Genomic DNA, 12,989 nt, shown 5'->3' on the forward strand with positions numbered 1-12,989 from the left:
GATGGGTGCAAGTGATAAAGTTTTATATGTAAGTTATGTCTATAGTGAAGAGCACAGTCTTTTCTTTATTCGTTCGATCTTTACTGCAAAGTCATCAGTTGACTTTAGTGAAGTTGAGCTTGGTCCTCGTATGGAAATAACTTCAGATGGCTACCTTAGTGGATTCTTTGATGAAGATGAATTAACGAAATTTGCTTATGATCTTAGTGATCGTCTAAAGCAAGATAGGGTATGCTTAATTTCTCCAGATTGCTTTAATAAAGTTTTAGAAACAACTAAGAAGATTGGTGGATTACTTGAAGCTTTTGTTGAGCATGGAAATGTCTTAGAAAACCCTGAAAGAGCAAAGAAGGGATTCCTATCGAGTTTTATTCGATAGGAATTCTAAAGCTAGCTTGCAAAGGCTTGTGATCTGATCCTTCGATATCTCCTAGAACTCTAGCTTCAATTAGTTCAAGGTCACGATACCAAATGTAATCTAGTTTATTACCAAGCCACTTCATACGATCATCAGGGCCTGTGTAGATAGCTTCTTTAAAGCCTTCTCCATTCAAAATACCTCTCATCATCTTAATTTTAGATTTTGAGTTAGTGTTAAAATCACCAGCAAAAACAACTGGGCCATTTGTCGTTCTTATATAGTTAATAACTTGGGCAATTTGTTTTTTTAGAGATTTCTTTCTGACAAAATTAATCGCATGAATATTAATAAAGGTAATGTTACGGCCATCTTCAAGTTTATACTGACTTGCAAGAGATAGCTTCGGTGTGCGAATAAATGGTTCTCTTACTTTACTTCTAAGAGGTGTGATTGTTATTGCAGGATACTTTGAAATATTAGTAACTCCTGTGTTGTACTTTCCCCAACTAATAAATGAAGTGGCCAAAATGATTTCTTCATCTTCTGGAGTAAAGAGGCGCTCCTTCATCTTACCTTTAAAGCTAAACTCTTGCCCTAAAAGAATATCGCTTTCATTCAGCAGTTCTTCAAAGTCTTGGCGCCAGCTTTCATTCTTTCCTTTATACATATTCCAAGCAGTGATCGTGAATTCATTAGGAAAAGGGCAGTCATGGCATGAAAGGCCTTGCTTTACTTGAATGATCTTATCTGAACTTGGAATTTTGTGAATGAGCTTTTCTTGTGCAAAAGATGGTGTTGCCAGTAAGGCAACGGCTAAGCTTATCATAAGCTTTTTCATAACAAATCCTTTTGTTTGAATCTAATCTTTTAATATCTTTAATTATCTATAAGAGAATACAGATGTGCAAAGAAATGCAGCTAAATTTTTCTTTTTATAAGCTAAACTGTCAAAGCTAATACCTAATCAATTAGCTCGAACTCTGCCTGAAGAGGAGTGTGATCAGATCCTTCAACCTCTCCAAGAACTCTTGCTTCCACTAGATTAAGTCCACGATACCAAATATGGTCAAGAGGCTGACCTAGGAATGTCATGCGATCATCTGCTCCAGTATAACGGGCCTGTTTGAAACCATCTTTTTTAAATAGCATATTCATGATGAGAGTTTTTGTTGGAGCATTAGTATTAAAATCACCCGCAAAGATAACTGGGCCTTTGATATTTTTTACAGCTTTTAGAAGTGTTGCTATTTGAATTGTAAAAGGTTGAATACCGACAAAATTGAGAGCGTGGATATTAACAAAAGTAACATCTTGTCCATTCTCTGCTGGATATTGAGTCAAAACAGAAAGCTTTGGTGTGTTAACAATGGGCTCTCGATCACTACTTTGAAATGCCTGCTTTGTGACAGCTTTTATAGTTGAACTGGTAAAGACACCGGTTGCTTTTCCATCTGTATTATAAAATGAAGTTGCTAGTACACTTTCTCGCTGGCCGCTTGAAAGTATCTCCTGCATTTCTCCTTGTAGTAGGAATTCTTGACCAAGGATGATTTCACTTTCGCTTGCTAGCTTTAGATAATCTCTTGCCCAAGAAGGCTCTTTTCCTTTGTACATATTCCAAACTGTCACATTAAAACGCGTCCCAAGCTTACACTCTGTGCAGTTAAGTGACCCCTTTATGGAAATTAAATTATCTTTTGAAGGAACTCTATAAATAAGATTGGCCATATTATTTGCGGCCAAGACAGATCCTTGAAGTAGCAGAAGGGATGTGATCAATAGGCCAAGCTTTCTCATATTTATTCCTAATTATACTGTTGTCAGCAAATCTTGTTGTATTTGAGGTTTAATAGACCAAAGAATAGGCTAAATAGCAAAAATTCTACAGAGGAGCTTGTAATATTTAGTCCCTGACCATATAAATGTCACCTAATATTGGAGAATCATATGCAAAAGCAGCTTTTTTACTCGCTTTCACCTAAGTCTTTGAAATCATTCCTTGTTGAGAATGGTCAGAAGCCTTTTGTGGCAAACCAAATTCTTCAATGGGTCTATGAGAAACACGAGTACACTCCTGAGGGCTGGTCAAATATTTCTAAGAATCTTAAAGAGCTATTAGAAGAAAACTTCGACTTCACACTTCCTAAAATTGTATGGAATGGACTTTCAAAAGATGGCACGAGAAAGTTTCTTGTGGCCATGAGAGATGGGAAAACTGTCGAAACTGTTATGATTCCGGCCAGATCAAACCGTAAGACTCTTTGTGTTTCTTCACAAGTAGGGTGTGCTATTGGTTGTACTTTCTGTCATACGGGAACAATGGGGCTTATGCGCCACCTTGAGGCCGGTGAAATTATTGGCCAATTTTTAGCTGTAACGAAATTTCTAAGAGAAAAAGTTGGGCCAGAAGAGCGACTTTCTAATGTTGTCTTTATGGGTCAAGGTGAGCCTCTTCATAATTTTGAGCAAGTAAAAGCAGCAACTGAACTTATGGTTGATGAAAAGGCACTAGGCCTTTCTCAAAGACGTGTGACAATTTCAACATCGGGACTAGTTCCTGCAATTAAGAAGCTAGAAGAATTCCCATCAGTTAATATTGCTATTTCTCTGCACGCTGCTCACAATGAGATTCGTACAGAGCTTATGCCAATTAATAAGGCCTATGATCTGGACAGACTTCTAACGGCGATTAAGGAAATTCCACTTAAGGCCCATCGTTATATTACTTATGAGTACCTTCTAATTGATCAATACAATGACCGCGCCGAAGATGTTGAAGCACTTTTAAAACTACTTCCTAAGAAAGTATCTAAAGTGAACCTAATTCCTTTTAATGAATATCCTGAGTCGAATTTTAAACGTCCAAGTGTTAGTCGTATCAACTGGTTTAAGAATCAGCTTGATAATGGTGGAATCACGACGACAATTCGTACGACAAAGGGGAGTGATATCTTAGCGGCCTGTGGCCAACTTAAGAGTGAGCTAGAAAAAGATCTAAATCTTTGGAAATAAGATTACTTCTTATTTTCGTAATCCCAATACTTAACTTTTGTATTCTTAGAAGATGGAAGACGCGTCGATTTTTCTGATTTTGAGTCATCTTCAACTTGATAGGAGTCTTCCCAAGATTCTTGAGTCTTATGGTGGACTACTTTCTTTTTAAATGAAATTGGTTTTTTCGCTTCTTGATAAAATGAAGGAGCTTCATACTTCTCAGCAAAAACAAAGCTAGACTGAATTACTAGAGTAATTATGGCAATTGTTTTAACGCTGAAACCTTTCATATATCCCTCACTTCGCATTCGCGGTTTTATTCCTATATCTTTTCGGATAGGGACAAATTTACTTTAATCGGCAAGTTTGTAACATGTTAAAAAGTTTACGAAATCCAATATTTTTGGGAAGATAGAAGGGTAGATTTATAAGCTCAGGGAGGATGCTTTGTCGAATACTAAATCAAAAGATCGCGCGGTCATAGGCCTTATGGCAATGGTTGCAGTTTTCTTCGTTGTACTAATATTATTTTCAGCTTATACCGTGACAATTTTCAAAGGAAATAACGATCTTGCTTCGTCGAGTAAGAAGTCTAAAGATAAGATTGCCCTAATTGAAGTTGAAGGTGTCATCATGGACGCTAAGAAAACGATTCAACTTCTTCACCGTGCGGAAGCGGATGAAGCAGTTAAGGGAATTATCTTAAGAGTTAACTCACCAGGTGGTGCTGTTGCTCCAACTCAAGAAATCTATCAAGAAATCCTAAGAATTAGAGGAGCCGGGAGTTACGCTGAAGTAACAAAGAATCCTAAACCAATCTATGCATCATTCTCATCAATCGCAGCAAGTGGTGGTTACTATATTGGCGCAGCAACAGAGAAGATTTGTTCATCTCCTGGAACACTGACTGGATCAATTGGTGTCATCATGCAATTCGTTGACCTTTCTGAGTTATACAAATTTGCCATGGTTAATCCACAAACGATCAAAGCAGGACGTTACAAAGATATCGGTCAACCTAATCGTTCGATGACTAAAGAAGAAAGAGCTCTTATGACTGAGATGACTCTTGATGTCCATAAGCAATTTAAAGACGATGTAGCAGCACAGCGTAGTGAAAGAATCACAGTTGAAATAGATGATGTTGCTCAAGGACAAGTCTTCTCAGGTGCGCAAGCAAAGAAGCTTGGTCTTGTTGATGATCTAGTAGGTCTTTGGCCATGTGCACGCCAACTTCATGCAAAACTTGAGTTAGAAGGGGACTTAAACCTTTCAGAAATGAAGATTAAGAAGAAAGCTAATTTCTTTTCAATCTTAGAAGATTTAGAAGATGTTAAAGGTGCAGTTAAGAATTTTGTAAAAGCTAATAGCTCGACAACTTTAATGTACAAATAATAGAGGCATAATGCATATATACTTAAATTGGCTACAAGATCATATACTAGCAGTTGTAGCATTCGTATTTACACTAATTTTGATCTATCACTACTTCAGTGAGAAGGATACAGGTGTAAAACTTTCTAAACGATATCGTAACTCAATCTTTGAAGCTCAATCGAAAGTATTTCTAAATGCGACTCAATACCTAATCTCTGGTAATCGTGATCTTGCGATTAAAGAGTTTTTAAGTGCAGTTGATATTAACAGAGAAACAATTGATACATACTTTGCTCTAGGTGGACTATTTAGAAGTAATGGTGAAATAGAAAAGGCCATTAGTATCCACCGCTCTCTTATTGCAAGAGATAATATTTCTGAATCTCACCGCATTCGTGCCCTTAAAGAGTTGGCCATCGATTTTGATAAAGGTGGTTTTGTTGATAAGGCCATTGAGACTTATAAAGATGTCTTAAAAATCAATCGTGATGAATATGATGTCATCCAATCGCTTTGTCGTATTTATGAAGATATTGGAGATTGGGATCAAGCCTATAATTATCGCATCATGCTTTCGAAAGTTGGGCATGAGAATCAGTCTGAAACGATTTCACATATTCTTGTTCAAAAGGCCAAGAAGTTTTTTGAAAATGGTCAGCTTTCTAAGGCCATTGAAGATCTAGAAGATGGTTTTCGTTTTGCTCCTTCTGTATCAGCAAAGATTTTAAAGCTTAGAATTCTTCTTCACGAAGGTAATATTGATGAAGCGAAGTTCTATCTAGTTGAACTTTTAAAAGAGCAGCCAATGTATGCTTCTTTTGCATTTGAGTCACTTGAAGAGGGATTCAAAGGAAGCGAAGAAGAGAAAGAGAAGTACTTTAAAAGATTAAACCTTTTAGTTGAATACTTCTTAGAAATGAAAGATGAAGAATTACTTTCTAATGAATCGATAATTCTTACTAAAATTAGACTTTTTAAGCAGCAGCATCAATTACATAAAGCTTATGAATTACTAAGTGAGTGGGATAAGAGTTCTAATGCTACTTCAGAAGCCTTAAAGTCTGAATATATTAAAATTTTAATTGAGTTAGGTAAGAAAGAAGAAGCCGTTTCACAAACAAAAGATCTTCTTGAAAATATGCACCAAACTCTTACAAAGCACTACTGTCGTGAGTGTGGCTACAACTCAGATGAGATTTTTTGGCGTTGTCCTCAATGTCACGAGTGGGAAACAATACAGTTTAGATGGAAAGTATAATGAGAATATTTCTAGTATTTTTTCTTCTTTTACCGGTCTTTGCTCAAACAAAGGCCCAGTCTAGTAATGATCAGAAGAAGACAATTTACTATGTACAGTCTGTTTATTCACAACTGCACCAAAATCCTTCAAAATTTTCTCGAGTATTATCAACTTTCGAATGTGGGCAACCTTTCTACGTTTTAAGTTCACCAATATCTGATTTCTATCAAGTCGAGTACTCAAATTATAAAGGTTTTATGAGTACAAATGTACTTTCTCAAAGAAAGCCAGATGGTTGTTGGCAAGATATGTATCGTCGCTTCTTTGATCAAATTGAGATTGGCGTTACAGAGATACACTACTGGGGAAGACTTCAGGATCTTCTCATTAAAGGGGAGAGTAAGTAATGAAGTACTTCTTATCACTTCTCCTGATATTTAATACTTATGCTCAAGAAAACCTTCCGGTAGAGAATGAATTTGTGAATTTTAATAAAATTCAAAAAGTTCTAAAGAAGGATGGTCTTGAGACGGCCGCAAAAGAAAAAGCCAAACAGGCCAAGAAGAAACAAGTTGATGTTGATGCACAAAAGAAGGCTTTTTATAATACACCAGCTGGTAAAGACTTTTGGCATATCATGACTCAGTACTGGCTTGTAAAGAATGTAGGGGTACTAAAGTGGGATTTTCATAAACCTGATTTTGGTGTCCGCGAATATTACGCTAAGTTTTTAAAAGAGGTAGGCTACTTTGGTATCAAGTTTGATATTTTATATCTAAACTCACCAAATGTGACTCACTTCGGATTTCCTCTATCAACAAATCACTATCTATTTGTCATTAGTGTTCCATTTATTAGAGCAATGGACTTATCTAAGTTACAAATTTCGCTTCTTTTATTTGAAGACTTATTAAGGTTAGAGGATCAGCAATTTATTAAAAAATTTGATGATGAAACACTTTTAAAATTAATGAATAGTAATTTTTATAAGAAAGAATTCCCGAAGGAAGAATTTCATAAGGTTTTAACTCGTTTTAGTGATGTAGTTTTTAATTCTGGTTTTACTTTTAAGGATCAGTTTAAAACAACGAAGAAAATGGATACTATTTTAAAGAATAATCCAAAGTACTGGAAAAACTATTATCACTTACTAGAGAAAATTGATTCTTTAACAAAAGGGAATTTACTTTATAAGAATTATTCAAAGATTTATCCAGCGCCTGAACTACAGTTGAATTGGATAAACCCAACGACGAATTAGTATGAAGTTATTCGCCAAAGAAAAATCTATTTATCTGGCAAAGTACGCCACATCGACAATAATTTACTGGATTATTTACTTTATTCTTGTCTCAATTATTACGTTCTTCCACTTTAGACTTGGGCACAAACTTATTATTGTAGAGAATTGGCTATATGATTTCTCTTGGCATGTTCTCGTCACTGCAAGAATTTTAGGATATCTTGTTTCAATCTACTTCTTTTCGGATATGAAGTTTAGGGATATTAAAGGCCAGTTATCCTTTGATTGGTACAACAGTGTTAATATTCCAACTTATTTAATTTCGATGGGCACGCTCATTGTCTTTATTTTCTTTAGCCGACCATCTCATATGGAAAATGTACAATTTAGTATATGGCAGCTAATTGTTCACAACGTCCTTATTTTTGTATTTTTCTTTTTTGAGTTTTTGAATTCAAAAGTCTTTTTAAAGTCCAGACGTATAGGGAAGGGGTTTCATATTTTAACAGAAGGCTCTCTCTTATATCTTTCCCTATTGGTTTTATTTCCAAGAAATACGAGTTTAGAAATAGGTCATATGTTTCTATTCTTCTTGGCATATACTCATCTCTATTTATTTAATTACTCTGTACTTAAAGGGATGATTTTTATTTCAGTTGTTTTTGTACCTCTTTTTGCCTTCTTGGGTCATGATCCATTATGGGGTACATATTACTCAATATTCTTTTCAAAGCTAAGTAACCTTTTGGTTCCAGCTATTAGTTTATTAATTGTTACATCCGCATATTCATATATTTTAAAAAAGCAAGGAGAAGTATAGTGGAAGGTCATAATTTAGATATTTTCCAAATCCTTTTAGACTCAAGTATTGTCGTTAAATTAGACTTACTTCTTTTAATCTTAGCATCAGTACTTTCGTGGACGATAATTTTCCAAAAGAGATCACTATTTAATAAAACAGAAAAGGCCAACCGTGAATTTAAAAACTTCTTTAGTGGAGTGGCCTCTCTTGAAGAAGCATATCATGATGCCCAAACTATTGAAGATAGTCCGTTAAAGAAATTATTTCTTTCTGGTTACCGTGAACTTAAGAAAACAGAAATTGCATTAGGTGAAGACTATGGGCTCATTAAAGAACATTATTCTTCAATTGCTAATCAATCAATGGAGCGAACTTTATCTAATGAAGCAGTAGAAGTTGATCAGCAAATGAGTAATGGGCTAACAACTTTGGCTTCAATTGGTTCGATTACGCCATTCGTTGGTTTATTTGGAACAGTTTGGGGAATCATTGATTCATTCTCTGGCCTTGCCAGTGGTGGTGCAACGCTTGAGACAGTTGCTCCAGGGATTGCCGAAGCGCTTGTTGCGACTGCTGTAGGTCTAGTGGCCGCAATTCCTGCAACTTGGTATTTTAATAAATTTGGACAAAGAAGAAATAAGCTTAGAGAACAACTTCATATCTTTGGTAATCAATTTATCAATGAAGTTGAAAGATATATTTCTTCAAAATCATAATTTAGGGGTTAGTAATGGGTATGAATTCTGGTGGTAATGGAGATGGACCGGTATCAGAGATTAACGTAACACCACTTGTTGATGTTATGTTAGTTCTACTTGTTATCTTCATGATTACAGCGCCCTTGATGTTAAATGGGATTGAACTGACTTTACCTAAGACTAAGGAAGTCAATGTCATGAGCTTAAGCTCTTCACAAGTTGTTCTTAGTTTTACTAACTCTGAAGAGTTTTATGTAGGTAAGGATAAAATTCTACTAAGTGAACTTATTGCTGTTGTTTCAAATAAGCTAAAAGAAACGAAGTCACAGACACTCTTTCTAAGAGCTGACTATCAATTAGAATACGGTAAAGTTGCCAAGCTTATGTCTTATTTAAAATCAAATAATATAAATGATATTGCTCTGGTAACAGAGCTAGAGGATAAGTAGTATCGAAAAGAGTTTTAACAAATACATTTCTATCTCATTAGGAGCGCATGCTGTCCTAATTTTGGGACTGTATCTTCTATCGATCTTTAAACTTGGGACACCTTTTGATCCAAAGAGGGCCAATCTCGATAAGGTTCGTGTTATTGGTAAGGCCATTAAAGTTGATGTTGTGGCCATGCCTAAGATGACTTATCAAGAGCTTAAAAAAATGACTCCACCACCACAAGAGCAAGTAGAGGTGGTTAAAGAGAAGGCCAAGGATACTGGTGGAAGTGATAAGGCGATTCTTGAGAAAGCAACTAAACAAAAGTCTTTAAAGGATATGCTATCTAAGTTTGCTAATCGTAATGTGAAAACAGATACAAAAACAAAGCAAAATGCTAAGCCTAAAAAGATTATTGAGGATACAACAGACTATAGCAATATCATTGCTGCAGGAAATAAGCTTAGTGAAGGTTCTTCTTATACTGGCACTGGTAGTGCCCAGGCCCAGGGGGACTTTGATAATTATGTTATCTCTGTGATGGAAGCTGTTCGTAAGCACTGGAGACTTCCGGCCTATCTCGCAAACCTTGAGTTATCTTGTCATGTTCAGGTTTTCATTAATTCGCAGGGAAAATTATTAGAATATAAAATTATAAAATCGAGTGGGAACGCGGAATATGATAGTAAGGCAGTGGGATCAATTCGCGCTGTTGGATCATTTCCTCGTCCGAAAAAAGAAATTACTAATAGGCTAGTGGCCGGAGAACTCGTTCTTGCCTTTCCTATATAGGAGTTTTTATGAAGTATTTAGTATTACTACTTATATGTTTAAACGTTATTGCTGATGGTGGACTAACTGTTGTCTCTGTAGGGGACGCCGAAGTTGTTAAAGAAAGCCTACTTGTAGAAAAGATTTTTTCAGAGGGAGTCTTTACTCCTAATGAGGTTGAGCAGTCTGAGAATTATATTAATATCGTACGAAACGATTTTAAATTCTATCAGAACTACTTTAATGTACTACCTCGCCGTATCTCGCAGACTTCCTTTGATAATGTACGCTTTACGAATTACAAGACGAAGGAAACTAATTTCTTAGTTCGCTTTAAAATTGTTAGAACTGCAACGCAAACATCTCTTTCATATAAGCTTTGGAATATTGCTGCCGAGCAAGAACTTATTTCGAAATCAATTCCATATGATGCTAATAATCGAGAGGCCATTCACGCAGTATCTGATGAAATCTACCGCGCCATTGTTGGTAAGCCTTCTATCTTTAAGGATAAAATCGTTTTTGTTTCAGATTATAAAATGCCAGATGGAAAGAAAGAGCTATTCATCATGGACTTTGATGGTGCAAATCCAAAGAGGCTAACATGGCATAATGGTGTTGTTCTTTCTCCTGCTGTATCACATGACGGCTCAAAGATTGTTTACAGCCTTATTGATGAGTCTATTAAGGGAGCAAAGAAGAACGTAAACCTTATGCTCTATGATGTGGCCACAAAGAAGTCGACTATATTATCGAAAAGAAAGGGCCTAAACTCTGGTGCTATCTTTACTAATAATGGTGATGAAATCATTTTAACTCTTTCACATCAAGGTAATGCCGAATTATATCGCATGAATTTAAAGACTCGTGCAATTACACGCCTAACAAAAAGCTACGCACCTGATGTTGACCCATCACTTAGTGCTGATGGTTCAATCTTAACATTTCTATCTGGACGCCCAGGAAAGCCGATGATCTATACAATGGATCCAAATGGCCTAGAAAAAGATGTTAAGCGTATTAGTTATGTTGGTAAGTACAACGCCACTCCACGTTTTCACCCAAGTGCTTCAGAAATTGTTTTCTCAAGCTGGTTAGATAATCGCTTTGACCTCTTTAAAGTAGGATCAGATGGCCAAAACCTTCATCGCTTAACGAAGGATTTCGGTTCAAATGAGGATCCAGAGTACTCAAAAGATGGACAGTTCATTATTTTTACAAGTTTGAGGGTTCTTTCACAGTCGAGGGCCACTCAAAGTGTCTATATTATGGACACTTGGGGCAAAATCCTAGGGCCACTGACCTCAAATTTCGGAAAGTGTACAAGTGGTAGATGGCTTAAGTCACTATAATCACAGTAAAAGTATATTTTTTTTGAACAACCGAGTATTTTAGTCTTGTAAAAAATTCAGACGCGCTGTATCATGAATTTAGTTTAACGCTTCGCAGAACACGCGCTAAAAAATACACGGGAGTTTTTACATGACAATCGAAATGAAAAAAGAATCAACAAAAATTGAAAATCTACTGTCTACACTTCTTACGACTTTAGATGAGCAGGTTTTCTTTTCTGAACTATCAAAATTCTTTAAATCAGAAATCGTTTGTGATGAAATTATCGTAAACATTGCACATGAAGACGGAAGCTGTCGCATGGTTGCTAAGAATGCTCGCGCTGTAAAGAACGCACAAAGAATTTCAAAAGGTCTTGGTGCTGTAGGACACGTAATCAAAACTAAGCGTGCTTACTTCTCAAACAACGTACAAAGAGATCCTCTATTTGCTTCAACAAAAACAGAGATTTCTCACTCTGAACTGTGTGTTCCAATGATTATTGACGGTGTAATTATCGGTACTATTTCTTTCAAAGGAAATAGCGAAGAAGTTAACTTTAAGAAAGAAGACATTAATATGGTTATCGATAGCCTAAACTCTATCCAGAAGCCACTTAAGAATATGAAGATGTATCTATCTGCTAAGTTCTTAAATGAGTCACTTAAGCAGAAGATCGAAGAAAAAGAAAATGAACTAAAGAACTCTGTACCTGGTGTAACTCTATCTCGTTCAACAACTCAAGAGAAAGAAATCATCGGTAAGTCAGAAATTATGCAAGAGCTTCTAGTTGCAGTTGATCGTGTAGCTGCATCAGATGTTAACTCTTACATGGCAGGTGAGACTGGTGTTGGTAAAGAAATGATCGCTAGAAGAATTCACTGTCGTTCAGAAAGAAAGAATCACGCTTTCATCGTAGTAGACTGTTCAATGGGTAACGATGAGTACCTAGAGTCAGAAATCTTCGGGAAAGAAGAAGTTGATGCTGTAAGAGGTTTCAGAATTAAGAAAGGTGCTCTAGAAGCAGCTAACGGTGGAACAATCTTCATCAACAATATTGATAAAATGCCAGTTAAAGTACAGGCGAGACTAATGAGCTTCATCAACGACCTTGCTTACTCAAGAGTTGGAACTCATGAAAAACTAAGATCAAACGTAAGAATTATTGCAGCTTCTTCAATCAATATGAAAGAAAGTGTTGCTCAAGGTACTTTTAGAGAAGATCTATTCTACAACCTATCAACAATTGGTTTAAGAATTCCTTCACTAAGAGAAAGAAAGTCAGATATTGAAATTCTAGCTAACCACTTCCTTAACCTAGGAAAGTTACCAGAAGCTCAAAAGTCAATGTCTCCAGGTGTTGTTAAGCTTCTTGAAGATTACAACTGGCCAGGAAACGTAAGAGAACTTCACTCAATCATGGAAAGAGCATATGTTCTATCTCCAGGAATGATTGTTGAAAGAGATCACCTTGCTGATAGCATCAAAGTTGAGCAAGCTGAAATCTCTGAAGAAAAAGAAGAAATCAGAGTATTTAGAGAAATGACGCTAGGTGAAATCGAAAGAGAACACATCTGCCAAACTCTAGATCACTTAGGTGGTAATAAGACTAAGACAGCTAAAGTTCTTGGGATTACAGTTAAGACTCTTTATAACAAGCTGCACAGCTACGGTATGATTGAAGCAAAAGAAGCATAATCAACCCTTAAAGAAGCTTAAAGAAAATTGATAAAGCGTAA

15 protein-coding genes are annotated in these 12,989 nt (G+C 36.1%); 12 read left to right on the forward strand and 3 right to left on the reverse strand.

The genetic code is table 11. The annotated features are described in order from the left end of the window. Position 1: 1 nt before the first annotated feature. A complete protein-coding gene (locus tag ABMA76_RS10475; RefSeq protein WP_392912207.1) occupies positions 2-379 on the forward strand; it encodes a hypothetical protein in 378 nt (125 codons plus the stop codon). Here the strand turns inward: ABMA76_RS10475 and ABMA76_RS10480 are convergent. Next, a complete protein-coding gene (locus ABMA76_RS10480) occupies positions 369-1,199 on the reverse strand; it encodes an endonuclease/exonuclease/phosphatase family protein (protein ID WP_393061531.1) in 831 nt (276 codons plus the stop codon). The genes ABMA76_RS10475 and ABMA76_RS10480 overlap by 11 nt on opposite strands. Before the next feature lie 122 nt (positions 1,200-1,321). Further along, positions 1,322-2,158 (reverse strand): endonuclease/exonuclease/phosphatase family protein, encoded by an 837-nt coding sequence (locus ABMA76_RS10485; RefSeq protein ID WP_393061533.1) that lies wholly within the window; start codon positions 2,156-2,158, stop codon positions 1,322-1,324. Between the two features lie 150 nt (positions 2,159-2,308). Here ABMA76_RS10485 and rlmN point away from each other — a divergent pair, with 150 nt between their 5' ends. After that, positions 2,309-3,373 (forward strand): 23S rRNA (adenine(2503)-C(2))-methyltransferase RlmN, encoded by a 1,065-nt coding sequence (rlmN, locus tag ABMA76_RS10490; protein ID WP_393061535.1) that lies wholly within the window; start codon positions 2,309-2,311, stop codon positions 3,371-3,373. Between the two features lie 2 nt (positions 3,374-3,375). Here rlmN and ABMA76_RS10495 read toward each other — a convergent pair whose 3' ends face one another. Next, the gene (locus ABMA76_RS10495) at positions 3,376-3,645 is read right to left on the reverse strand and encodes a hypothetical protein (RefSeq protein ID WP_393061537.1); all 270 of its coding nucleotides are present in this window, start codon (positions 3,643-3,645) and stop codon (positions 3,376-3,378) included. Positions 3,646-3,802: 157 nt separating this feature from the next. Between ABMA76_RS10495 and sppA the strand changes: the two genes are divergently transcribed. The 10 genes from sppA to ABMA76_RS10545 all read left to right on the forward strand — a co-directional run bounded on the left by sppA (position 3,803) and on the right by ABMA76_RS10545 (position 12,948). Further along, the gene (gene sppA, locus ABMA76_RS10500; protein WP_393061539.1) at positions 3,803-4,750 is read left to right on the forward strand and encodes a signal peptide peptidase SppA; all 948 of its coding nucleotides are present in this window, start codon (positions 3,803-3,805) and stop codon (positions 4,748-4,750) included. Positions 4,751-4,760: 10 nt separating this feature from the next. Continuing rightward, positions 4,761-5,990: a hypothetical protein gene (locus tag ABMA76_RS10505; protein WP_393061541.1), complete on the forward strand. Its 1,230-nt coding sequence runs from the start codon at positions 4,761-4,763 to the stop codon at positions 5,988-5,990. Further along, on the forward strand, positions 5,990-6,379 hold the full coding sequence (locus tag ABMA76_RS10510; protein ID WP_393061543.1) for an SH3 domain-containing protein: 390 nt from the start codon (positions 5,990-5,992) through the stop codon (positions 6,377-6,379). The genes ABMA76_RS10505 and ABMA76_RS10510 overlap by 1 nt, the downstream gene beginning before the upstream one ends. Next, positions 6,379-7,233 carry a hypothetical protein gene (locus ABMA76_RS10515; protein ID WP_393061545.1) on the forward strand — a complete coding sequence of 285 codons (855 nt, stop codon included), beginning with the start codon at positions 6,379-6,381 and terminating at the stop codon, positions 7,231-7,233. The genes ABMA76_RS10510 and ABMA76_RS10515 overlap by 1 nt, the downstream gene beginning before the upstream one ends. 1 nt (position 7,234) lies before the next feature. Continuing rightward, positions 7,235-8,035, forward strand: a complete 801-nt coding sequence (locus ABMA76_RS10520; protein WP_393061547.1) for a hypothetical protein — start codon at positions 7,235-7,237, stop codon at positions 8,033-8,035. Next, positions 8,035-8,733 (forward strand): MotA/TolQ/ExbB proton channel family protein, encoded by a 699-nt coding sequence (locus tag ABMA76_RS10525; protein WP_392912240.1) that lies wholly within the window; start codon positions 8,035-8,037, stop codon positions 8,731-8,733. The genes ABMA76_RS10520 and ABMA76_RS10525 overlap by 1 nt, the downstream gene beginning before the upstream one ends. Positions 8,734-8,747: 14 nt before the next feature. Then, positions 8,748-9,164 carry a biopolymer transporter ExbD gene (locus tag ABMA76_RS10530; RefSeq protein ID WP_393061549.1) on the forward strand — a complete coding sequence of 139 codons (417 nt, stop codon included), beginning with the start codon at positions 8,748-8,750 and terminating at the stop codon, positions 9,162-9,164. A 61-nt stretch (positions 9,165-9,225) separates the two neighbouring features. Next, positions 9,226-9,939 (forward strand): TonB family protein, encoded by a 714-nt coding sequence (locus ABMA76_RS10535; RefSeq protein WP_393061551.1) that lies wholly within the window; start codon positions 9,226-9,228, stop codon positions 9,937-9,939. Between the two features lie 8 nt (positions 9,940-9,947). Next, positions 9,948-11,270, forward strand: a complete 1,323-nt coding sequence (locus tag ABMA76_RS10540) for a TolB family protein (RefSeq protein ID WP_392912242.1) — start codon at positions 9,948-9,950, stop codon at positions 11,268-11,270. Between the two features lie 130 nt (positions 11,271-11,400). Further along, complete coding sequence (locus ABMA76_RS10545) at positions 11,401-12,948, forward strand: sigma 54-interacting transcriptional regulator (protein ID WP_392857216.1); 1,548 nt, start codon at positions 11,401-11,403, stop codon at positions 12,946-12,948. The last annotated feature ends 41 nt before the right edge of the window (positions 12,949-12,989 follow it).

Origin of the sequence: Halobacteriovorax sp. ZH5_bin.2 (assembly GCF_043196375.1) — a bacterium.
GTDB lineage: Bacteria > Bdellovibrionota > Bacteriovoracia > Bacteriovoracales > Bacteriovoracaceae > Halobacteriovorax_A.

Coding starts and splice junctions, on each gene's coding strand:
- ABMA76_RS10515 (WP_393061545.1), top strand. CDS start 6,379: ATGAAGTACTTCTTATCACTTCTCCTGATATTTAATACTTATGCTCAA.
- ABMA76_RS10530 (WP_393061549.1), top strand. CDS start 8,748: ATGGGTATGAATTCTGGTGGTAATGGAGATGGACCGGTATCAGAGATT.
- ABMA76_RS10505 (WP_393061541.1), top strand. CDS start 4,761: ATGCATATATACTTAAATTGGCTACAAGATCATATACTAGCAGTTGTA.
- rlmN (WP_393061535.1), top strand. CDS start 2,309: ATGCAAAAGCAGCTTTTTTACTCGCTTTCACCTAAGTCTTTGAAATCA.
- ABMA76_RS10540 (WP_392912242.1), top strand. CDS start 9,948: ATGAAGTATTTAGTATTACTACTTATATGTTTAAACGTTATTGCTGAT.
- ABMA76_RS10495 (WP_393061537.1), bottom strand. CDS start 3,645: ATGAAAGGTTTCAGCGTTAAAACAATTGCCATAATTACTCTAGTAATT.
- ABMA76_RS10480 (WP_393061531.1), bottom strand. CDS start 1,199: ATGAAAAAGCTTATGATAAGCTTAGCCGTTGCCTTACTGGCAACACCA.
- ABMA76_RS10520 (WP_393061547.1), top strand. CDS start 7,235: ATGAAGTTATTCGCCAAAGAAAAATCTATTTATCTGGCAAAGTACGCC.
- ABMA76_RS10475 (WP_392912207.1), top strand. CDS start 2: ATGGGTGCAAGTGATAAAGTTTTATATGTAAGTTATGTCTATAGTGAA.
- ABMA76_RS10510 (WP_393061543.1), top strand. CDS start 5,990: ATGAGAATATTTCTAGTATTTTTTCTTCTTTTACCGGTCTTTGCTCAA.
- ABMA76_RS10485 (WP_393061533.1), bottom strand. CDS start 2,158: ATGAGAAAGCTTGGCCTATTGATCACATCCCTTCTGCTACTTCAAGGA.
- ABMA76_RS10545 (WP_392857216.1), top strand. CDS start 11,401: ATGACAATCGAAATGAAAAAAGAATCAACAAAAATTGAAAATCTACTG.